Here is a 21,093-nt window from a genome sequence, read left to right as displayed (position 1 = left end):
CGATATGATTAAGGTTCAAGGAATTACCAAAAAAGTTGCAACCCAGGAAGGCGATTTGATTATCTTGCGGGATATTTCATTGGCTGTCGCGCAGGGAGAATCACTTGCGATAACCGGAGCATCGGGTTCAGGCAAATCAACCCTCTTGGGCATTTTGGCAGGATTGGATGTGCCAACCACAGGTAGCGTCAGCTTAAATAATCATTCGCTTACCTGTCTTGATGAAGAGGGGCGTGCGCAAGTCAGGGCAGACAATGTGGGTTTTATTTTTCAATCTTTCCAGCTATTGCCTGGGCTCTCGGCGCTGGAAAATGTCATGCTACCGCTGGAATTGCGCGGCAATAAAAAAGCAAAATCCCTCGCGCTGGATTTTTTAGCGCAGGTGGGATTGGATAAGCGTATGAGCCATTACCCGCAACAGCTCTCTGGTGGTGAGCAGCAACGGGTTGCGGTCGCACGCGCCTTTGCCAGTCAACCTAAAATTCTTTTCGCCGATGAGCCGACCGGCAATTTAGATTCTGCGACAGGCGCACGCATTATTGATTTGCTCTTTGAGTTAAATGCTGAACAGGGCGCAACACTGGTTCTGATCACCCATGAAGATCGGCTTGCAGCGCGTTGCCAAACACGTATTGAATTATCGGCGGGCGAAATGATGCCATCGCAGGGTAAACAATAATGTTGGCATTAAAATTATTGCTGCGTAATTGGCGCAGTGGCGAGTTAAAGCTGTTGGCTGTTTCCCTTATTCTTGCGGTGGCTGTCTTAAGTGGCATCTCTATTTTTTCGGCAAGACTTGAATCAACCCTGTTGTTACAAAGTAATAGCATCTTGGGTGCAGATGCTGTTGTAAGTGGTTCTGTGCCGATAAGTCAGGAATGGATTGACCGCGCCACAGAAGACAAATTCCAGCAATCATTTTCCACTATGTTTATGTCAGTTGTTTATGCCGGCGATGAGATGCAAATGGCATCGATTAAGGTCGTAGATTCGTATTACCCATTGCGCGGGCAATTGGACATTAGCCATGTGGCTTATGCGGAAAATGCAGTTGATATTAGAACGGCCAGTGTAGCTCCTGCCGCCGGTGAGGTGTGGGTAGACTCACGATTGTTCTCCGCATTAAAAGTAGCCATGGGTGACAGGGTTTCCGTAGGCGATGTGGATTTGACGCTAACTAACATACTTATTGATGAGCCGGTCGGCGTGAATCCGTTTTTTAACTTTGGCGCGCGCTTGATAATGAATATTGCTGATCTGCCAAAAACCAATATTCCGCAAGAGAATTATCAATGGCTGCTTGCTGCGAGCAATAGCAAAAAGTTGACTGGCTTTCTTGAAAAAATAAAACCTGAGCTTAATCAACATCAAAGTATTGCAACCATTGAGTCATCGCAGGAACAGTTAACGGCCAATTTAAAAACCGCCAAAAACTTCCTGATAATTGCATCGGTGATGGCGGTGCTCCTGGCTGGTGTCGCAATTGCTATTGCGGCACGCCAGTTCTCAATGCGCCACACTAATCAGGTTGCGCTTATGAAAAGCTTGGGCGCTAGTGCTGTGCGTGTCCGGCTATTATATTTCGGACAGTTATTGATGTTGGGTGTGGTGGCGGCTTTGTTTGGTTTGGTGATAGGTTACGGGATTCAGGAAATTGTCGCAGTCAACATTAAGCAGTTGTACCACATTACGCTTGCGTCATCGGGTGCTTATCCCTATGTGCTGAGTTTTATCGGAGGTTTGGTTTGTGTGTTGTGTTTTGCATTGCCTGCGCTTTGGTTTTTGCCTGGTGTTCCCCCACTAAAAATTTTACGCAGGGAATTAGCGGTGAATATGCCGCAGGTGTGGTTGCAAATAGGCTTGGCAGTGTTTGCGATGGTGGCGTTGGTGGGGCTATTTAGTCGCAATATAAAAATCACCTTAAGTTCAACTCTGGGATTACTGGTTGTTTTAGTGGTGGCCTGTGTTGTGTCTTGGTTGTTGTTGAAAATCAGTAAGCTATTTATTAGCAATTTAGGTGGGGTCTGGCGGCTTGCATTTGCGGGAATGCAAAAACGTAGGGGGCAAAGTGTTGTACAGGTGGCCATTTTTGCCGTGGCTTTGATGCTATTGCTAACCATGACGATTATTCGTACCTCATTTATTGCGGAATGGCAGAGGCAAATTCCCGCTGATTCACCGAATCATTTTATTGGCAATATGAATGCTGCTGACGTGGCAGATTTCAAGCAGTTTTTGCTCGATAGACGTATTAATGTGAACCCCATTTATCCTGTCGTAAGAGTCCGAATCGCAAAAATCAATACGGTCGAACCGAGTGCGGAATTGCGTAATCGCCATCCTGCATTTAAGCAGGAGTTAAATGTCACTGATTTCGCTTCATTGGCAAGTGATCATGAGATTGTGGAGGGGCAATGGTGGGATTTATGGCAAAAAACTGCACCCAATAGCGTGGGGGTTTCAGTCGATGCTGAATTCGCAAAACTTATTGGACTACATATCGGCGATCAACTGGCTTTCTCTGTTGGGGGCTTAGCCTTGAATGCAGAAGTGGCCAGCTTTAGGCGTATTGACTGGGAGTCGTTAAATCAAAATTTCTTATTTATATTTGAGCCAACTGCACTTGACCGTTTTTCACCGATTTATGGCACCAGTGCGTTTATTCCAACAGGCGATACGCAATACTTTAACCATTTTGCTCGCGAACATCCCAATTTATTGGTATTGAATTTCGGGAGCATGATTGAAAATATCCAAAAAATTATCAGTCAGGTTAGTAACGGTATTGGCTTGGTGCTTTGGTTGACCCTGAGCGCCGGGTGTCTGGTGTTGTTTGCGGCGGTAATGGGCAGTATTGAAAGCCGCAAACAAGAAGCAGGCCTGCTGCGTGCGTTGGGAAGTTCGCGCCGCTTAATGTTGGGCAGCGTGCTGGTCGAGTTTGCCATTCTGGGCTTTTTATCGGGTTTAATTGCTATCGCTGGTGCCGAATCATTTTTGTTCGCTTTGCAACATCTTGTGTTTAAGAATGAAATGCAACCTCACTACGCGTATTGGTTGGCATCGCCACTTATTGGAATGGTATTTATTGCAACCTTGGGTGTTGTTTGTTGTCGCACTGTCGTTGTTACACCTCCTGCAGTGGTGCTGCGCGAGGCCACTTAATCATTGGTGTAGTTTTATAATAGAAAGGAAATTTTAATGATCAAACGTTTTTTTTGGTATGGCTACTCGCCTATATTCGTCATGTTTTGTGCGATGAGCCTTTCTGCTACGGTAATGGCCGATGGCCTTACTGATTTTCGCAGCGCCTTAACACAGCTAAAGTCTACTGACCCCATTGCCGTCAATGCGCAGTTCAAGTTATTTGGCCGCAGCGGCGAGCACGACGAATTAATTGAACGTGAAGGCGTAATTAATATGCGTTTGGAGGATGGCGCGAATGGGTTGCAAGCGGTTTATTCCCCAGCACTGATTGGGCAATTACACGCAGAAGAGCTGGCAAAAATTGAGGATGAAAATGTAAAGAATTCAGCACTCAATGCGGTTGGGCAGTTTCAATATTGGGAATGGCGCGAACTTTTGTATCCTGCAGCACAAATGGAGCTGATGCTCGGACGCTGCCGCTTTGTTAGCGAAAAAATGGATGTATTCAACGGCAGTCCAACCAGATTGCTCACCTTTAGTATGCCTAAAGAAAAAATCGATAAAAGCTTTCGGCAATATGTAAAGAAATACAAAAACCATTTGCAGATATGGATTGACGATAAAGGCGTCCCGCTCGCTAGCCAGTTAACTGAAAAGGGTTCTGGGCGCATATTTATCGTGATTGGTTTTACCTTCAAGAATGAAATCTACACCGAATATCGTCAGCAGAACGGGCGGTTAATCGCCGTAAAACGCGAAGTAAAAGATGAAAGCTCGGGTGCAACTATGCAAAGCCAGCGGCATTTTATCGCCACTGTGAATCTAGTTAACTAAGCGGCAAGAGGAACCTATGCCCAGCCAATATGGTCATATTGGCTGGGCATAGCAGTCTGCTGCAAAAACTCTTCATCGCCCGTACTCCACCTTGTGCGAATGGCTCTGTGCTGGCGCCCCTGTGCGAGCACCACTGTGCGTGCCACCCCAAACTCTGCTAGGCTTTGCCCGCCAATTGAACCAACTCTAACCCTAAAGGAACTACGCTATGTTAAAGCGCTACTCGGCCTATGCCTTCAGTTTGCTGTTGCTGGGCGGAATCAGTTTGGTGGGCTGCCAATCCACCAGCAGCTCCAAGCCTGCAGTACAAAACCTTGAACAAGTCACCATCATTAAGAGCCCTAATGATGATCGCCAGTATTCGGCGCTTTTGTTGCCTAATGGTTTGCAGGTGGTTTTGGTCTCTGACCCGACATTGGAAAATTCTGCTGCGTCGATTGCCGTGGGCGTGGGCAGTGCACATGACCCTAAAACGCAATTGGGTTTGGCGCACTATCTTGAGCATATGTTGTTTTTGGGAACGGAGAAATTTCCTGAGCCCGACGGCTTTATGAAGTACACCCAGGCTAATGGTGGTATGACCAACGCCTTTACTGCGTATGATAAAACCAATTATTTATTCCAGATTAATGCCGGAAAGTTTGATGAGGCTTTGGATCGTTTTAGCGACTATTTTAAGAAGCCGACCTTTGATCCGCATTTCAGTGATAAAGAGCGCAATGCGGTTAACAACGAGTGGTCGCTGCAAAAAGCGCAAGACGGCTGGAATTTATTTGCGCTGCAAGGTTTTACCGCCAATCCAGAAAGTCCTGCCGCTAAATTTAACATTGGCAATTTGGATACATTGAAAGATAAACCGGGTTCAACTTTGCAAGATGAAATGAAAAAATTTTATAACAGCTATTACTCCGCCAATATCATGAAGTTGACTTTGGTGGGTAAACAATCCCTGCCTGAATTAAAAGCCCTCGCTGAAAAACATTTTTCGTCAATTCCCAATAAGAATGTGACCTTGCCTGAAGTTACTGTGCCGGGTTTAACCAAAACCGAAATGGGCAAGAGCATTCACTATAAGCCGATTAAAGAATTGAAAGCACTCTATGTGGATTTTCCAGTGAAATCTAACAAACACCAGTGGCGTTTGAAGCCCAATGAGTATGTGCGCAATTTAATTACTTCGGAAGAGCAGGGCACCTTGGGTGAGCAGTTGCGCAGTAAAGGTTTGGTAAAAATGATTACCGCCTATATCGACGCAGAGGGTTATGGCCCCGATGGCTTCTTGCGCGTGCAAGCAGAGTTAACCGATGCGGGGCTGCAACAGCAGGATGAAATCATCGCGGCGATTTTTTCCTATATCGATCTGATCAAGCGCGATGGTTTGAATCCCAATTACTACCGCGAACTGCAAGCCATGCGTACCAAAGATTTTGCCAACGCCTCCAAGTCAGAGCCACTCGACCAAGCGGTGGAATTGACTATGTTGCAGTTCGATTTGCCGGTAGAAAATTTATTAAATGCCGATTACATCTACGACCGTTACGACGCCAAATCAATTAAAAATCTGCTAGCGCAATTGGACGAGCGCAACGCCCGGGTGTGGTACATCAATCCCACTGAAAAAGCTGAAACCCCTGTACCCTTCTTTGATGGAAAATATGCAATCCGCTCTATTAGTGCCGAAGAATTTGCGCGTTGGGATTCATTGGCTGCTAAACATAAATTTAATTTGCCACCGCTGAATGATTTATTTACCGATAAACCTGCGCCGATTGTTGATAACCTTCACCTCAAGCCTCATCAGGTTGTTAGCCAAGCGGGCGTAGAAGCTTATCTGACTCACGCTGAGCATTATCGTGAAGACAAGGGCCAGGTATCAGTGCAAATCAATGTCGATTTTTCACTAAAGTCGCCCAAAAAGATTGTTCTCTCTTCGTTGATTAATGATATTTACAACAAACAAACCATGACCCTGGCTGATCGCGCCGGGCGCGCATCCCTGGGGGTTTCGGCGACCGTGATGGATGCCAATAGTCAGGGTATTTTCATTTCCGGTTACACCACTAAACATCCATTGCTGTTAACGCAAATGCTGAAAGAATTTTCCACGTTGGATATTAGCGATAAAGCGTTTAATGAAGCGCTGGATAGCTTTCAGCAAAATGTTGCCAACAAAGAAAAGAACCATGTGTTCCGCCAGTTGTTTGGCCACGGCCAGCGTTTGACCAGTAAAGTGCAATGGACCGATGAGCAGCTGCTTACCGCCGCAAAAACAATTAGCAAAGCCGATGTAGTTGCTTATCATGCCGCCATTAAACGCGATCCACTGTTGCGCATTTTTGCGGTGGGCAATTACACCGACGCGCAAATAAAAGAAATGGCTTTGGCAGCGGCTGCGATTCTTCCCGGCACTCGTACACCGGCGCAGCGTGTAGTCAATCAATATGTGACTCCTGCACCCGGCAAGGCTATTAACTTCAGCGATGATGTTGAGCTGGCTGATAGCGCGGTTTTGCAAGCCTGGTTTGGCAGTAAAAAATCTGATGATGAACAGGCGCAATTGGCGGTATTAAATTCGCTGTTCAGCAATGACTTTTTTATGCAGTTGCGTACCCATGAACAATTGGGTTATGTGGTCACCAGCTTTAATTATCCGGTCGATGACATTCCCGGCTTTGTGATGTTGGTACAAAGTTCCAATACGGATTTGCCTGGCATTAAAGCGCGTATGGATAAATTCCGCACCGAATATCTGGCCAAATTAAAAGCCACTGATGCAGCGGAAATCGAACAGGCCAAACAGGCAATGATTGCTAATGTGCTGCAAAAGCCAACGGATTTTTATGCTGAAGCCGGTCTCTACACAGGCGAATTCTGGCATGGTAAATATCAATTTGACGCTCGCGATCGTTATTTGGCCTCGCTGCGAAAAGTCACTAAAGACGATTTGGTTAAAATCTACGAACAATTATTGCTCAGCGATAAAGTGGGCAAAGCGCTCCTTCAATTGCGCGGTACCAACTTCAAAGCAAAACCTTTTGCACTGGCAAAATAATCCTGCCAGAGCATTTGTTATAACTCTGACATAGTCCCTGCAATGTATTTGCAGGGACTATTGGATTCGGGGATTATTGGATTAAAATAGAAATCTTATTTAATTTTAGCGAGTGAACCATGAGCGACAAAAACGACGACGATCTGTTCTGGGAGTTGGTTGAAAAATTTATCGAGCAGGCCAATGACGCCTGCGAAGATGCTGACCCCGGTATTGTCAGCGCCGCGCTTATGAATGCGGCAGCGCGCTTTAATGCCTTCGTCGTCGCCCAAAGCTCGCTCGATAAAAATGAGTTTGCTGAAGACGTGGAAGGCACAACGAATTATTTGTCTGGCCGTTACCGCGATTTCCTTAAAGAACATATGGAAGATTACCGCGAGAATTACACCGCCTTAATTGGCAACAGGGAGTTGCCGGAAGAATAGATCGGTTTGGTATTGAAAAAGCAGCTTCGGCTGCTTTTTTGTTATTTGTCCAAATAAATATGTGTAAAACTGGTGCATGCGGAAATAATGTGTGTTTATCTTTTTCTTGTATACAAGTATATTGATTGTTTTCTGATTATCCTCCAATAACCATAAAAGCCACTACTTATGAGAAACCCACGAGCCGTTTATTTGCAGCTGTTGCAGCTGATTTGCCTTTCTTTACTCTCTATTTCCAATGCTTTTGCCGATGTCACTTTGCCGCGCCTGTTAAATGACGGTGCGATTCTCCAGCGCGATAAACCTTTAACGATTTGGGGTTGGGCGGCTGAAGGCGAGAAGGTGACCGTGAGTTTTGCAGGTAAGCAAAAATCAACCCAGGCCGTCGATGGTAAATGGCAAGTGACGTTTCCCTCGCGCAAAGCGGGTGGACCTTATGAGTTAGTGGTGATGGGTGAGAAGAATCAGCTTAAGCGCAGCAATATTTTGCTGGGTGATCTGTGGGTTGCATCGGGTCAGTCCAATATGGAATTGCCTTTGCGCCGTGTGAGATACCAATATCCGGGGCTGATTGAAACTACACGGCAGCCCAACATCCGCGAATTTAATGTGCCTGTTACTTATGCCTTTAAAGGTCCCTTGAGCGATTTCACCCAAGGCGATTGGAAAATGGCGACGCCGGAAAATTTGGAAAATTTTTCTGCGGTAGGATTTTTCTTCGCACAAAAATTATTGGCGGAAAATCAAGTACCGGTGGGTATCATCACGCTTCCTGTTGGCGGTTCACCGGCAGAGGCTTGGGTGAGCGAATCCGTGTTACAAAAATATCCGCAATATTTGCAGAAGCTGCAACCGTTTAAAGATGATGCCCATGTGCAGGCGACTATCGCTAAAGACGAAGCCAATAGCGACAAATGGTATGGTGATTTGGGAGCTGCTGACATTGGATTGAAAAATAATTGGTCGCAAGAAAAGCTCGATACCAGCGCGTGGAAAACATTGCAAGTGCCGGGATTTTTAAAAGAGCAGGGCATCGATTTTACTAATGGTGCATTCTGGGTGCGTAAAACCGTCGAGCTGACGCAAGCTCAAGTCGAAAAAAAAGCGGTGCTCTGGTTGGGTTGCATTGTCGATGGCGACCAGGTCTTCGTGAATGGGCAAGCGGTTGGGCAAACGGGGTATCAATATCCTCCACGTATTTATGCGGTGCCTGCGGGACTGTTAAAATCCGGTAAAAATAGCATCGCTATTCGTGTAACCAGTTATTCCGCTAATGCCGGTTTTGTAAAAGATAAACGCTACGCGCTGATGTTCGGCGAAAGTAAATTTGGTGCGGCTTATTCAGGTGATGAAGAAGTTTCATTGCGCGGTGAGTGGCAGTATCGGATCGCCGCCACTGCGGGCGCTATGCAACCGGGTACGACTTTGCATTATCTTCCATCGTCATTATTTAACGCAAAACTGGCGCCTGCATTGCCGCTAAAAATAAAAGGCGTAATTTGGTATCAGGGCGAATCCAACGTAGATCGCGCAGCGGAATATCACCAATTAATGACGGATTTAATTGGCGATTGGCGCAAACAATTCCAACAATCCGATTTGCCTTTTATCTATGCTCAATTAGCCAATTTCCTTCCTGCTGCGAGTCAACCGGGTGAGAGTGGATGGGCTGAATTGCGTGAGGCACAGCGTAAAACACTCGCGGTAAAAAATACGGCGATGGCGGTGGCGATTGATGCGGGTGAATGGAACGATATACATCCGCTGGATAAACAAAAAGTGGGTGAACGTTTGGCGTTGGGCGCGTTGAAAGTGGCTTATGGTAAAAAATCGCTGCTTGCATCCGGGCCATCGCTGAAAAAAGTGAAGGCGAAGGGCAATAAAGTAGAGTTAACGTTTGCGGATGTGGGTAAGGGGCTGCAAGCGGTTGGTGGCGAGTTAAAGCATATTGCGCTTGCGGGCGCGGATAAAAAGTTTGTGTGGGCCAAGGCGGAGGTGAAGGGTAACAAGCTGATGGTGTGGGCGGATGTTGTTGCTGAGCCTAAATGGGTGCGTTATGCATGGGCCGATAACCCTGAGGGGGCAAATCTGTATAATAGCGCCGGTCTGCCTGCATCGCCGTTTGAGGCTCGTGTTTTGGATTAGTTTTTGCTGTGCCCCCGCCGCATGGATTCCGGGAGTCTTTTCAGAGACTCGCCGTGAACCCATCCATGGGGGCTCATTGCCCGCATCCCTGCGGGCAACGGTCTCTAAAAAGACTCCGGAATCCATGCTGCTACCTATGCGTTTCAAATAGGAAAAAACAGCAAACGCCGATGCAGAAATCATTTTCTCATCGGCGTTTTTTATGGTGAAACAATTCGATATTTTTGATACGTCCCCAACCAAAACGGTTGTGATTATTGGCGGTGGCCCTGCAGGTTTAATGGCGGCTGAAGAAATTGCGTCTGCAGGTCATCGAGTATCGGTTTACGATGCAATGCCCTCGGTGGGGCGAAAGTTTTTATTGGCTGGTGTGGGTGGGATGAATATCACCCATGCGGAGCCAGCTGAGGATTTTCGTGCACGCTATTCAGCGAATTCACAGTTTATCAATACGCTCAAGCAATTCGATTCCGTTGCGTTGCGCCATTGGGTGCATGGCTTGGGTATTGAAACCTTTGTGGGTACATCTGGCCGCGTGTTTCCTGCGGATATGAAAGCGGCGCCGCTGTTACGCGCCTGGTTGCATCGCCTGCGTGGCTTGGGTGTAACATTTTATCCGCGCCATCGTTGGTTGGGTTTTGAAAATAATAAAGAGTTAATTTTTTCTACATCGGAAGACGGAAATGTCATCTCCAAAACGATAACTGCAGATGCGGTGGTCTTAGCCTTGGGCGGCGCCAGTTGGCAGCGTTTGGGTTCCGACGGTGCATGGGTGCCTTTGCTGCGCGAGCGCAATATCAACGTGAATGAATTGGTGCCGAGCAATTGCGGGTTTGATGTTTCCTGGAGCGAAATGTTGCGCGAGCAGCATGCAGGTGCGCCTTTGCATGGTGTTGGATTAAGCTGTATTGATGCGCAGAACATGCCGCGCAGTATTTTATCCGAGGCAATTATCAGTGCTTACGGTATAGAGGGTACTGGTATTTATGCTTTATCAAAATATTTGCGCGAGCAGTTGGAGCAAAATGGTACTGCCCTGTTGAATATTGATCTGCTGCCGGATTTATCGCTGGATAAAATTGTGCAGCGCTTGAATAAGCCGCGCGAGAAAAATTCGCTCAGTAATTTTTTACGCAAGCAATTAAATTTGTCGCCTGCCAAACTTGCCCTGTTGCGTGAACTCACCACCAAACACACCTTTGAAAATACGGATCTGCTTGCCATGGCGATGAAAAAATTGTCGCTGACCTTAACTGCTACTCGCCCTATTGATGAAGCCATTAGCAGTGCCGGTGGTATTGCTGCAAAAGAATTGGATGCCGCCTTTATGCTCAAGAAAATTCCCGGTGTGTTTTGCGCAGGCGAAATGCTAGATTGGGATGCGCCTACCGGCGGTTACCTGCTTACCGGCTGTTTTGCCAGCGGGCGCGCGGCTGGTTTAGGTGTGGTGAAATATTTGCGGGACATGACTTGATGCGCGCATTGGTAGTGGGTTATGTCTGGCCGGAACCTGCTTCATCTGCTGCGGGCACGCGTATGTTGGAGTTAGTGCAGCTGCTTGTGCGTATGGATTATCAAGTGACATTTGCATCGGCCGCAGCTTTATCCGAACATCGGTTTGATTTAAACAGTTTGGATGTTACCGAAAAGTCGATTGCATTAAATTGCAGTAGCTTCGATGAGTTTGTGCGCGATTTAAATCCCAATCTGGTGTTGTTTGATCGCTTTTTTACTGAAGAACAATTTGGCTGGCGTGTTGAGCAAGCTTGTCCGGATGCGTTGCGAATTCTCGATACTGAAGATCTGCACAGCCTGCGCCATGCGCGCCAACAATTATTAAAATCTGCGCAGAAACTCTGTGGCAGTGAAAAAGAAAAACAATCGGTTGCCCCCATCACCGCCGACAGCGAACTGCTCTATCAGCAGATGTGTAAGGGCGATATGGCAGTGCGCGAAGTTGCAGCGATTTTTCGTTGTGATTTATCGCTAATGATTTCTGAAGTGGAAATCGACTTATTGCAGCGTTATTTTTCGGTTTCCCCCCAATTACTTTTTTACTGCCCATTCCTTTCGTTGCCTGCAATTGAATCGGAAGCGGCTCACAGTTTTTCAGCGAGGCAACATTTTATTGCTATCGGCAATTTTCGTCATGAACCCAATTGGGATTCGGTGCTTTGGTTAAAACATCAATTGTGGCCGATGATCCGCGCGCAACTTTCTGCGGTGGGAATGGCGCAGGCAGAGTTACATATCTATGGCGCTTATCCACCGCCCAAGGCCACACAATTACACAATCCGAAAGAAGGCTTTCATGTCAAAGGCTGGGCGGCAGATGCACAGGCAGTAATGCAGTCCGCGCGCGTTTGCCTCGCACCGCTGCGGTTTGGTGCAGGTATTAAAGGCAAGTTGATGGATGCTATGCGCTGCGGTACACCCTCGATTACAACATCTATTGGTGTTGAGTCCATGCACGGAGGCTTGCTATGGGGCGGGGCGGTTGCAGATAGTGCTGAAACATTTGTTGCAGCGGCAGTTGCGCATTATCAAGATGAAACCTTGTGGCAACAAAAACAGCAACAGGGCTTTGCAATTCTGCGCGATTATTTTCATCGCACAGATCACTCCCTCTCGTTACAAACGCGTTTGACGGAACTGCTTCACAATCTTCAACGCGAGCGTGGCGATAACTTTATCGGCCAAATGCTCCGCCATCACTCCCACAAAAGCACCCAATATATGGGGCAGTGGATTGAAGCGAAAAATAAGTAATTCTTTTTTCTTTTTCGCTGAATAAATCCGCACTTCTCCTTCCCACTTTGATCTTTTAAAAGTGCCACGTTCGAGTTTTCTCCAATCATTTGACAACGTTGTCCATCGCGCATAGCCTGCTTTTCGGTAGATGAACCCTTTTTAATAATCAAATATTTCCTCTTAGGAAATAAAACCGGACGGGTGATTGCAAAATGAACCTCAGAAAAATATTCGGAATGACTTCCGTACTTCTCTTATCGACACAGGCCTACGCTTACAACTGTAACGGCGTGGCTCAATATGTGGATGGCCGCTCCTACAATAACAATGCGATTGTGCAAAACGTGGGTAGTGCTTTTAGCTGTAAAGTGGGCGGCTGGTGTACGGTTGGCGGACCTTACGCGCCCGGCACAGGTTGGGCAGCGGGCGATGCCTGGATTAACCTTGGCTCTTGCGGCACTACAACAACCAGTTCAACGCCTCGCTCAAGCACTCCTTCTAACACAACATCCAGTACTCCGAGCACCGGCGGCAACTGCCCTAACTGGGCTGCTGGTACCAACTACACCGTTGGTGTGGTGGTGAGATATAACAACGCTTTCTATCGTGCGAAGAATGAAAACCCTGGCTATGATCCGGTGATCAGTACCTGGTTCTGGGAACCAGTTGCTTCTTGCCCGGGCGGCACTAATTCATCAAGCAGTTCGGGTAATAACGGCACTTGCGCCGTATGGGTTGCTGGAAGAATGTATTACGCAGGCAATACCGTTAGTTACAACGGTGGCACCTTCCGCGCGAAGTATGACAACCCGGGTTACGATCCGTTGGTCAGCACCTGGTATTGGGAGCCAACCAGTGGTTGTAATGGCACCGGCGCCAGTTCAAGTGTGTCATCGACCACCAATCCCGGAACCGGTTTTGCGGCAGTAGTGAGCGAGGCACAATTTAATCAAATGTTCCCGGGCCGCAATCCTTTCTACACCTATGCTGGTTTAGTGGCTGCTACCAAAACCTATCCAACCTTCGCAGGAACTGGTGATCTCCAGTTGAAAAAACGCGAAGCAGCGGCGGCACTTGCTAACTTCTCGCATGAGACTGGCAGCTTTGTGCACGTCACTGAAATTGCGCGCGGCTTGTACTGCAGTGACTGGGGCAACTTGGCAACTTGTCCATGCGAGCCTGGCAAGCAATATTATGGCCGTGGTCCTATCCAATTGAGCCATAACGGTAACTACTGTGCTGCTGGCGCCGCTCTTGGTTTGGATTTGCGTCGCAACCCTGAGATTGTTGAGCAGAACGCGACAGTGGCTTGGCAAACAGCACTTTGGTTCTGGATGACCCAGAGCGGTTCGGGTTATCGCCCGGCACACGACAATATTGTTAACAACTATGGTTTCGGTGAAACCATCCGCACTATCAACGGTGCAATCGAGTGTAACGGTGGAAACCCTGCACAAGTACAAAGCCGGATCAATGAGTTCAACCGTATCCTGCAAATTATTGGCGGAACGGCGGGTAATAATTTAGGTTGTTAATTTTAATGGTGTAACAAAAAACGCCGCATTTTTGCGGCGTTTTTTTATTGGCGATTTAAAAATAAAATTGAGTACAGATAACTTATCCGTTAGTAAGCTATTCGTTAATAACCCATCAGTTTTACCTCGTTCATATTCGCAGCATTGAATTTTTTAACCCGTAAATAGCGCGTAGTGAGGTTGATTGGGTAACTCGTAAATTTCAAATAGCGCGTTAGAGAATCAGACACTATCACCGCTTGTGAGTGTGATAAGTCGCCATCAGAAAATTCCACTAAACCTGTACCATTTGCATCGTAAAGGGTGATTTCGGTGAGTGTATATTCGCGACCTAAATCAATAATCGCTTCAACCGGATAAATGGCTGTTGACCAACCGGCGAACCAGTAAGTTGTAGGTGCAGTTGCATTCTGTTCGTCCACCAATGCGGAAGCATTACCTATTGCACCGGGTAGAATCATTGCGGGTGATAATAAAATAGGTGCGGGTGTACCGCCGTTTGCCGCGCTAGAATTCGCCGATGACATAATTGAACTCGACGCGGTTGAGCTGGTACTTGATGCAACCGAGCTGGCAATCGATGATGCTGTACTTGCTATCGATGAACTCGAACTTGAAGTGGGAACGGATGATGGCGTTGATGACAGGGCAGTGGACGATGCCGCGCTGCTGCTTGATACAGTGTCATAGTCAAGCGGAAATAAAGGTTTTCCCTGATCGGAATTTTTTTGCGACAACATCCAGTTGTAAATATTTTTTTCCGTTGCTGGCAGCGCGCTGTGAGTGCCGTTGTAAACTTCTCGCCAACCGCTGTGGCCATTACTGGGCATAAAGGTCGCGCGTAAATTATTCGGGCGCAATGCAGACAACAATGTGCAGCTTTTGTTGTTGTAACGGCATGTATAGGCAGGATTTGTATATTCAATGGTCGCTTCGGGGCAGCTGGTATTACTGTTAATAATGGTGCGTAAGTTTCCCGCTCCCATATTGCCCGATGCGCCGCCTGCAAATCCCCACAGCGATACATTATTCGCGCGCACTAAACAGGGATCAATTCCACCGGCCGCTTCTATCGCAACTGCGGCGGAAAAATGGGTGGGGTTTGCGGCGATATAGTTAAAGACACTGCCACCGCCCATGCTCAATCCTGTGAGATAAATGCGGTCTGCATCCAGCTCAATCCCTTTTGCTGCCAGTTGCACGGTGGTATCGGCGATTACTCGGCGAATCACATCCGTAGAAAATCCCCCGCGTTGCATTGACTGTGGAATAATCACCACCATATTTTCTTGCGGAATAAATTGGCCGTTAAGAATGGCTGCTCCCGGGCCGCCAGCCTGGTTTTCTACTTTTATTAAATTAGTGGCGATGCTGGCGTAATAAGCATCATCACGTGTGTAACACATATTCAGTACAGATGACCCTTGTTCACCCATACCGTGTAAAAAAATAACGGCAGCATATTTTCCCGTTTTTATTTGCGTAATACCGGTAGCGGGTGCGTACACATAATAGGGTACACGCGATATCAGTTTTGTGTTGATGCCAGTCGTGCATTGGGCGCCCTCATGGGACATGTATTGAAAGCGAATCATGTTCGCTTTTGACATATAGGTGGGCGATTCAGGAAAGCGAGTGTCAATGAGTGCGAGCGCAGAGCAACTGAGAAGCCCCAGGAGTGCAACAATAACTTTTTGCATAGCTTTTCGCCTTTATAAAACCAGAATTGAATTTTCAGCGAGCGGTCAACCCACTGCCAGCGTCCATGTTGTGGGTAGAGTTTCCAAGCTTAGGGTGAGTCTGGTTGCTTTGCAGTTGTTTGCTTAATAGTTTTTCTGGTGTGAGACTTTTGCACGCATAAAAAAAATCAGCACAGATTAAAAAATTTATAAAGCTATGGATTTTGATGCCAATGTGGTGGAGCCGCTACTTATTAGGTGCTAAATCACTAGTTAATATTTCATAAGTGAAAATTTATTTTTTGCGGCGAGCAAGGATGAGGGCTTGAAAGTACCAGATATTGCTCCATATGTGATGAATTACTACAATCCGTGATATTTATGCCACTCCAACCACTCCTGCAGCAACAATCTACTATTCGGCTCTTGTGGGGCGGGATTTTGGTTGTTGGCTTTTTGTGTCTGCTAGCGGGTTGGAGTTTGGAGTCGTCAGCGGATTACTCCAGCAGTGATGCCGGGCGTAATAGCCGTGCGGTGTCTGTGGATATGCCGCTGCACGCCAACAGCGAACATTCATTCACGCTGAAACGCTTTTTCAGTCGCTACAAAGATCAGCCCAAGTCCGCTGAACCGCCCGAGCCTATTTGGGCATTAACAGCGAATGACATTATTGCCTCGTTGCCATTGGTGCCGGCAAGGTCGCATGATGCTACACAACGTCCGCATATCGCTCTTCATCAATTACAGACGCTCAATATTTCCCGCGCGCCACCTCTCGTTTAATTACTTCCGTTAAAAAACAATTTAATTTTTTTGCTTTCCTCTCGCTGCATTAAAACAGTGACGAGCCTAGGCATGGTGGGGTATTGGCGATGAAAACACGTTTTTCGCGGGCTATTGTGTATGGCCTGATTATTTTGTTTGGGCTGCTTAGCGCGTTGCCCAATGTATTACCGGATTCTGTTTTGCAAAAATTACCTGATTGGTACACGCAAAATCAGTTAACACTGGGTTTGGATTTACGCGGTGGTTCGCATTTGTTATTGGAAGTGGACACCAGTGAATTGGTGGCCAATAAAAACCCCGCGTTGCATGAGCAGATAGTGCGCGATGCGGTTGAACAAAGTTTGGAAGTGGTGCGCCGCCGTCTGGATGAAACCGGCATGGTGGAGCCGATGATTACGCGGCAGGGCAGCGACAGTATTTTAGTGCAACTGCCGGGCGTGAATGATCCGCAACATATCCGCGAATTGTTGGGCACTAAGGCGCGTATGACTTTTCATTGGGCGGCGAATGAAAAATCGGCGCTGCTTGGGAAAATTATTTCAGTACAAGGCGATACTCCAAGCGAGCGCTATCAACTTGAAGAGCGCGTAGCGCTGGAGGGAAAACATATCAGCGATGCGCGTTTGGCATTTAATCAAGAAACCGGCGAACCTGTTGTTACTTTTAAATTGAACAACGAAGGCGCACGTCGCTTTGGCGATATGACCAAACACAATATCGGCCGCTCACTGGCAATTGTATTGGATGATCGTGTAGTCACCGCGCCGGTAATTCGCAGTGCAATTCAAGGCGGCAGTGGTGAAATCAGCGGTTCGTTTACCAGTGCGAGTGCAAATGATCTTGCGCTGCTGTTGCGTGCCGGTGCTTTACCTGCGCCGCTAAAAGTCATTGAAGAGCGAACCGTGGGGCCGGATCTGGGCAGCGATGCGATTTCTATGGGCATCAGCACCGGCATTGTCGGTGCGTTATTAGTGCTCGCTTTTATGGTGGGCATTTATGGTCGCTGGGGTTTTATTGCCTGTGTTGGTTTGGCAGTGAATATCGGTTTGAGTTTTGGTGTGCTGAGTTTATTGGGTGCGACATTGACGCTGCCGGGCATTGCCGGTTTTATTTTAAGTATCGGCATGGCGGTGGATGCGAATATTTTAATCAACGAGCGTATCCGCGAAGAAACGCGGCGCGGTGAACCTGCCATGGCAGCATTGCGCGCAGGTTTCCAGCGCGCCTACAGCACCATTCTCGATTCCAATGTCACCTCGTTAATTGCGATTAGCTTGTTGTTTTTATTTGGCAGCGGGCCGGTGCGCGGTTTTGCGGTGACCATGGCGGTGGGCTTATTAATCTCTATGTTTACCGCGATATCGTTTACCCGTTTGGTGATGGAGTGGCGTGTTGAAAAATTGGGTAAGCAACCTTTGATTATCTCCGGCATTAAGTTGCTGGATCGGATCAGTGAAAATACGATTCCGTTTTTGCGCGCGCGATTTTTTGGTTTGGTAGCATCAGCGGTATTATCGTTTGCATCGGTATTTTTATTTTTCAACCCGGGGTTGGATTACGGTGTCGATTTTAGTGGTGGCACTGTAATTGAAGTGAGCGCACCGGATGTGGGTGTGGCGGATTTACGTAAAAGCTTGCAGCAGCAAAGCGCTGCGCAGCTGGCGATCCAGGAGTTTGGTGCGCAAGGCCATTATCTGGTGCGCATGCCAGCGCAGTCGGCAGAGGATGTGGCGAACGGCACCAGTGTGCAAGCCGTTAAAACAGCTGTGTTAGCTATCTCGCCGGATGCGAAATTTCCGCGCGTAGAAATGGTCGGCCCACGTGTGAGTGGCGATTTTGGTGATGCGACTATTCTCGCGATTATTTTGGCTGGCTTGGGTATGCTCGGTTATTTATGGATTCGTTTTGAATCGCATTTTGCCCTGGCAGCAACACTCACACTCGCGTTGGATCTCACCAAAACCATCGGTTTTTTTGCGTTGGCCGGTGTGGAATTTAATCTCACTGCGGTAGCGGCATTGCTGGCATTAATTGGTTATTCGGTAAATGACAAAGTGGTGGTGTTTGACCGCATCCGCGAAAATCTGCGCCTTACGCCCAATAAACCCTTGGTGCAATTGCTCAATGAAAGTATTACTTCAACGTTAACGCGCACGGTATTTACTTCAGTTACAACTTTTCTTGCGCTTTTACCTATGGCGATGGCCGGGGGCAATGCGGTTGCGAGTTTTTCGTTGCCGATGTTGTTTGGTATTGTGATCGGCACCAGCTCATCGATATTAATTGCCGCACCGATTTTATTGTTGCTGGGGGAGCGACGGATACGGAAGGGGAAAACACAGTTGCGCGATAGTGCAGAGGTAGCACAGCGTGAGTTAGATCTATTGCCGTAGTGCTTTTGTATGGCTATCACTTCGGGAGTGGTAGCTGTTTTTCAATGTATTTTCAGAAATGAATGGTATTTCCATCGTGTCTTTTTTAATTATTGTCGTTACGAGAGTTTCTAATATTAGTTCATCCTGCTCATCGACTTTATTTTTTCACAAATAACGCGATAATTTACACTGAATTTTACTTTAGCTACCGTAGCTGGGGAGAAAACTTATCAAAAAGAGCTAGCATTGAGTTTGAATTGGTATATACCGGGCTCGAAATAAAAGTCGAACACTGTATAGTCACTATAAGAATAAGCCATAATTTTATTTTTAGAATTTCTTAATGCATAAAGCAATGCTCTATAATTTGATTATCCCTCCTATGAAAATTATAGGGGGGATAATCAAAACCAAGAGCAAAGAATACGGATATTTACTTCTTTCGACTGGGATTAGACGTTAAACAAGAAATGCAGCACATCCCCATCTTTTACCACATATTCCTTACCTTCTTTGCGCGACTTACCGGCATTTTTCGCACCTTGCTCACCTTTGTATTGCACAAAGTCTTCGTAAGAAATTGTTTCAGCGCGGATAAACCCTTTTTCAAAATCGGTGTGGATCACGCCAGCCGCTTGCGGTGCAGTTGCGCCTACGGGAATTGTCCAGGCGCGCACTTCTTTTACACCGGCGGTGAAATAAGTCTGTAGGCCGAGTAGTTGGTAGCCAGCGCGAATGACGCGGTTCAGGCCTGGTTCTTCCATGCCCATCTCGTCGAGGAATTCTTTTTTGTCATCGCCTTCTAGTTCGGCGATATCGGCTTCCAATTTATTGCAAATTGGTACGACGATAGATTTTTCTTCTTCAGCAATTTTGCGCACAACATCCAGATGCGGATTATTTTCAAAACCATCTTCCGCAACGTTGGCGATATACATGGTCGGCTTGAGCGTGAGCAAGTTGATTTCTTTCAGCATTGCCACTTCTTCTTTGTCCAAACCGAACGAGCGCAGTGGTTTGGCTTCGTTCAAGTGAGGCTGAACTTTTTCCAGCAGGGCTTTGATCGCTATAGCGTGCTTGTCGCCGCCTTTGGCGGATTTGGCGTAACGGTTGATGGCTTTGTCTACCGCTTCCAGATCGGCGAGCGCGAGTTCGGTATTGATCACTTCGATATCGGCCGCGGGATTTACACCGTTGGCAACGTGGATCACGTTGTCGTCGTCAAAGCAGCGCACTACGTGGGCGATGGCATCAGTCTCTCGGATGTTGGCGAGGAATTTGTTGCCCAAGCCTTCGCCGCGCGATGCACCGGCAACAATACCGGCGATATCGATAAATTCCATAGTGGTGGCGACAACGCGCTCGGGTTTAACTATTTCCGCGAGCTTGTCCTGGCGTGGATCGGGTACGGTCACGATACCGGCATTGGGTTCAATGGTGCAGAAGGGAAAGTTTTCGGCACTGATTCCTGCGTTGGTCAGGGCGTTAAACAGTGTTGATTTACCGACGTTGGGCAGGCCGACGATACCGCAATTGAAACCCATGATGCTATTCCGCTAATGAGAGGTATGAAAATAAGGGGTGAAAATCGAGAGGGCGCGATTATACATGCTCGGCGCCCATTAGACGAAGTTTGCGCTGCATTCCCTTGCTGCTACTTTTTGGGATCGGTATGCAGGTTTTTCATCGCCGTATTCCAATCGCCTTTGAGCGCGTCAGGAGTGCATTTGATGGCGCGGGCGATAGCATCATCAATCAGTTCCTGTTCGCTGGCGGGTGCTCGTTTGAGCACAAAGTTGGCGACCATCGCCGCGACACCCGGGTGGCCAATACCCAAGCGCAGGCGCGGGAAATTGGGATTGTTGCCGAGTGCGGCAATGATATCGCGCAGGCCGTTGTGGCCGCCGTGGCCGCCACCTTGTTTAAAGCGGGCGATGCCAGGTGCTAAATCCAGTTCGTCGTGGGCGACCAGAATCGCGGCTGGTTCGATCTTGAAAAAATTCGCCATAGCGCCGACCGATTGCCCGCTGCGGTTCATATAAGTGGTGGGGATCAGTAGGCGTAAGTCGCGCCCTTGGTAATTCACTCGTGCGGTGAGGCCGAAATATTTGCTGTCATTCACCAAAGATACGCCGAGCGAGCGGGCGAACTCCTCGACAAAATCGGCTCCGGCATTGTGGCGGGTGCGCTCATATTCACTGCCGGGGTTGCCCAAGCCGACAATCAATTGAATTTCAGTGTTGGCCATGAATCTATCTCATGCTTGAATGGGTGATAGTTATTGCGGCGCGCATTGTACTTGGGAATTGAGCTTGGGAATTGTCCTTTTATCATCGCCATAAAAAAAGGGCTGGCTCCGAAGAGTCA

The 21,093-nt window shown here is 47.5% G+C and carries 15 protein-coding genes; 11 read left to right on the top strand and 4 right to left on the bottom strand.

Annotated features, from left to right (window positions below; all coding sequences use genetic code 11):
• The first annotated feature begins 4 nt into the window (after nucleotides 1-4).
• Genes B4E62_RS04235 through B4E62_RS04225 form a run of 3 tightly spaced genes read left to right on the top strand, consistent with a single transcriptional unit; the run spans nucleotide 5 to nucleotide 3,978 of the window.
• Nucleotides 5-679, top strand: coding sequence for an ABC transporter ATP-binding protein (locus B4E62_RS04235; protein WP_310072917.1), 675 nt, complete (start codon nucleotides 5-7; stop codon nucleotides 677-679).
• The gene (locus tag B4E62_RS04230) at nucleotides 679-3,162 is read left to right on the top strand and encodes an ABC transporter permease (RefSeq protein WP_331351179.1); all 2,484 of its coding nucleotides are present in this window, start codon (nucleotides 679-681) and stop codon (nucleotides 3,160-3,162) included. Before B4E62_RS04235 ends, B4E62_RS04230 begins: the two co-directional genes overlap by 1 nt.
• Nucleotides 3,163-3,198: 36 nt before the next feature.
• Nucleotides 3,199-3,978 carry a hypothetical protein gene (locus tag B4E62_RS04225; protein ID WP_310072913.1) on the top strand — a complete coding sequence of 260 codons (780 nt, stop codon included), beginning with the start codon at nucleotides 3,199-3,201 and terminating at the stop codon, nucleotides 3,976-3,978.
• Between the two features lie 14 nt (nucleotides 3,979-3,992).
• On the opposite strand, the gene B4E62_RS04220 is transcribed toward B4E62_RS04225, so the two are convergent.
• A complete protein-coding gene (locus B4E62_RS04220) occupies nucleotides 3,993-4,124 on the bottom strand; it encodes a hypothetical protein (RefSeq protein WP_331351178.1) in 132 nt (43 codons plus the stop codon).
• A 62-nt stretch (nucleotides 4,125-4,186) separates the two neighbouring features.
• On the opposite strand from B4E62_RS04220, the gene B4E62_RS04215 reads away from it, so the two are divergent.
• From B4E62_RS04215 to B4E62_RS04190, 6 genes are all read left to right on the top strand, one after another.
• On the top strand, nucleotides 4,187-7,030 hold the full coding sequence (locus B4E62_RS04215) for an insulinase family protein (RefSeq protein WP_331351177.1): 2,844 nt from the start codon (nucleotides 4,187-4,189) through the stop codon (nucleotides 7,028-7,030).
• Nucleotides 7,031-7,149: 119 nt separating this feature from the next.
• Nucleotides 7,150-7,455: a DUF3144 domain-containing protein gene (locus tag B4E62_RS04210; RefSeq protein WP_310072909.1), complete on the top strand. Its 306-nt coding sequence runs from the start codon at nucleotides 7,150-7,152 to the stop codon at nucleotides 7,453-7,455.
• Nucleotides 7,456-7,623: 168 nt separating this feature from the next.
• Nucleotides 7,624-9,600 carry a sialate O-acetylesterase gene (locus tag B4E62_RS04205; RefSeq protein WP_331351176.1) on the top strand — a complete coding sequence of 659 codons (1,977 nt, stop codon included), beginning with the start codon at nucleotides 7,624-7,626 and terminating at the stop codon, nucleotides 9,598-9,600.
• 202 nt (nucleotides 9,601-9,802) lie between these two features.
• Nucleotides 9,803-11,074 (top strand): TIGR03862 family flavoprotein, encoded by a 1,272-nt coding sequence (locus tag B4E62_RS04200; protein WP_331351175.1) that lies wholly within the window; start codon nucleotides 9,803-9,805, stop codon nucleotides 11,072-11,074.
• Entirely contained in the window at nucleotides 11,074-12,369 is a 1,296-nt protein-coding gene (locus tag B4E62_RS04195) for a glycosyltransferase (protein ID WP_331351174.1), read from the top strand. The genes B4E62_RS04200 and B4E62_RS04195 overlap by 1 nt, the downstream gene beginning before the upstream one ends.
• 194 nt (nucleotides 12,370-12,563) lie before the next feature.
• A complete protein-coding gene (locus tag B4E62_RS04190) occupies nucleotides 12,564-13,886 on the top strand; it encodes a glycoside hydrolase family 19 protein (RefSeq protein ID WP_331351173.1) in 1,323 nt (440 codons plus the stop codon).
• 104 nt (nucleotides 13,887-13,990) lie between these two features.
• Here the strand turns inward: B4E62_RS04190 and B4E62_RS04185 are convergent, their stop codons facing one another.
• Nucleotides 13,991-15,586, bottom strand: a complete 1,596-nt coding sequence (locus B4E62_RS04185) for a hypothetical protein (RefSeq protein WP_331351172.1) — start codon at nucleotides 15,584-15,586, stop codon at nucleotides 13,991-13,993.
• Nucleotides 15,587-15,946: 360 nt separating this feature from the next.
• Between B4E62_RS04185 and B4E62_RS04180 the strand changes: the two genes are divergently transcribed.
• Complete coding sequence (locus tag B4E62_RS04180; protein WP_331351171.1) at nucleotides 15,947-16,348, top strand: hypothetical protein; 402 nt, start codon at nucleotides 15,947-15,949, stop codon at nucleotides 16,346-16,348.
• A gap of 89 nt (nucleotides 16,349-16,437) precedes the next feature.
• Nucleotides 16,438-18,744 (top strand): protein translocase subunit SecD, encoded by a 2,307-nt coding sequence (secD, locus tag B4E62_RS04175; protein ID WP_331351170.1) that lies wholly within the window; start codon nucleotides 16,438-16,440, stop codon nucleotides 18,742-18,744.
• A 434-nt stretch (nucleotides 18,745-19,178) separates the two neighbouring features.
• Here the strand turns inward: secD and ychF are convergent, their stop codons facing one another.
• Both ychF and pth read right to left on the bottom strand, forming a co-directional pair.
• Nucleotides 19,179-20,270: a redox-regulated ATPase YchF gene (gene ychF, locus B4E62_RS04170; RefSeq protein ID WP_310072899.1), complete on the bottom strand. Its 1,092-nt coding sequence runs from the start codon at nucleotides 20,268-20,270 to the stop codon at nucleotides 19,179-19,181.
• Nucleotides 20,271-20,380: 110 nt separating this feature from the next.
• The gene (gene pth / locus B4E62_RS04165) at nucleotides 20,381-20,974 is read right to left on the bottom strand and encodes an aminoacyl-tRNA hydrolase (protein ID WP_310072897.1); all 594 of its coding nucleotides are present in this window, start codon (nucleotides 20,972-20,974) and stop codon (nucleotides 20,381-20,383) included.
• Between the last annotated feature and the right edge of the window lie 119 nt (nucleotides 20,975-21,093).

The sequence above is a fragment of the Cellvibrio sp. UBA7671 genome, assembly GCA_002483145.1.
Lineage (GTDB): Bacteria > Pseudomonadota > Gammaproteobacteria > Pseudomonadales > Cellvibrionaceae > Cellvibrio > Cellvibrio fibrivorans.
This window is presented reverse-complemented; position numbering and strand designations above follow the sequence as displayed.